General features: G+C 48.7%; 1 protein-coding gene, 2 tRNA genes and 1 pseudogene. 1 reads left to right on the top strand and 3 read right to left on the bottom strand.

From position 1 onward, the window contains the following. A pseudogene (locus KDK16_RS08065) lies at nt 1-231 on the top strand (FAD-dependent oxidoreductase); the annotation flags it as partial. Between the two features lie 56 nt (nt 232-287). On the opposite strand, the gene KDK16_RS08060 reads toward KDK16_RS08065, so the two are convergent. The 3 genes from KDK16_RS08060 to KDK16_RS08050 all read right to left on the bottom strand — a co-directional run bounded on the left by KDK16_RS08060 (nt 288) and on the right by KDK16_RS08050 (nt 1,351). Next, nucleotides 288-363, bottom strand: a tRNA-Lys gene (locus KDK16_RS08060). Nucleotides 364-419: 56 nt separating this feature from the next. Next, a tRNA-Asn gene (locus KDK16_RS08055) sits at nt 420-495 on the bottom strand. A 253-nt stretch (nt 496-748) separates the two neighbouring features. After that, a complete protein-coding gene (locus tag KDK16_RS08050) occupies nt 749-1,351 on the bottom strand; it encodes a peroxiredoxin (RefSeq protein WP_257275517.1) in 603 nt (200 codons plus the stop codon). Nucleotides 1,352-1,389: the final 38 nt, after the last annotated feature.

Here is a 1,389-nt window from a genome sequence, read left to right as displayed (position 1 = left end):
TACAAAGATTACGGCTCTCTGATCTCACTGAGTCGTTTCAGCGCCGTAGGTAATTTAATGGGAGCCATCACGCGCGGCGATATGATGGTGGAAGGGATGATGGCCAAGATGTTTTACATCAGTCTATACCGAATGCATCAGGTAGCGCTGTTTGGACGGCTCAGGACAGGAGCACTGATTCTGAAAGACTTTATCGGAAAAACAACACGTCCCCACTTAAAGCTGCATTAGTTCATTTTCAGAAGACAGAAAAAAAAGCCGGTTCAATGAACCGGCTTTTTTCAATGTGGTGGGTCGTGTAGGATTCGAACCTACGACCAATTGGTTAAAAGCCAACTGCTCTACCAACTGAGCTAACGACCCACAATGCCTGCTGAATACGCAACTCAGAAAGCAAACTCTTGCATAAGACTTTAAAGTGGCTCCCCGAGCTGGACTCGAACCAGCGACCCAATGATTAACAGTCATTTGCTCTACCAGCTGAGCTATCGGGGAATCGTTGTCGACGATGCTTTGCGTCATCACCTAACGGCTGCGAATATTAATGAGATTTCTCGCTGAGTCAAGTACTTCACCCCAGCTTTGTTCAAAAAGTTTCTGAAAAAAGACGCTGGAAATAACAGGCTGATCTATCAAACAGGAGCGGAACGCCCGTCACTTCCGAGCCTGCTCTTTAACACAGAACTCCATAAACAGAAAAAGCCACCCGAAGGCGGCCTTTTCAATCATCAAATGACGAAGTCTGTGATTACAGGCCTTCAGCACTCTCAGACAGGTACTTGGCAACACCAGCAGGGGATGCATCCATACCCTTGTCACCTTTGCTCCAGCCAGCCGGGCAAACTTCGCCATGCTCTTCGTGGAATTGCAGGGCGTCAACCAGACGAACCAGCTCATCCATGTTACGACCCAGAGGCAGATCGTTAATGATCTGGGAGCGTACAACACCGTCCTTATCAATCAGGAAAGCACCACGGAAAGCGACACCGCCTTCGGACTCAACGTCGTAGGCTTTACAGATGTCGTGAGCCATGTCAGCTGCCAGAGTGTACTTAACAGGACCGATGCCGCCTTCACTGACAGGTGTATTGCGCCATGCGTTGTGAGTAAAGTGAGAGTCGATGGAAACACCGATAACCTCAACGTTGCGCTCTTTGAACGCATCGATTCGGTGATCCAGAGCGATCAGCTCGGAAGGACAAACGAAAGTGAAGTCCAGTGGGTAAAAGAACAGAATACCGTACTTGCCACGAATCGCCTCGGACAGGGTAAACTCTTCAACAATCTCGCCATTGCCCAGGACGGCAGGAACAGTAAAGTCAGGAGCTTTCTTGCCAACCAGTACGCCCATGAATTTAATCTCCAAGGTTTAGTATGTATCACTGCGAT

This window comes from Endozoicomonas sp. SESOKO4 (genome assembly GCF_024606275.1).
The sequence above is the reverse complement of the archived record's forward strand: the minus strand, read 5'-3'. Positions and strand labels throughout refer to the sequence as shown.

Excerpts from the sequence above, each read along its gene's own strand:
- KDK16_RS08050 (WP_257275517.1), bottom strand. The coding sequence starts at position 1,351 with ATGGGCGTACTGGTTGGCAAGAAAGCTCCTGACTTTACTGTTCCTGCC.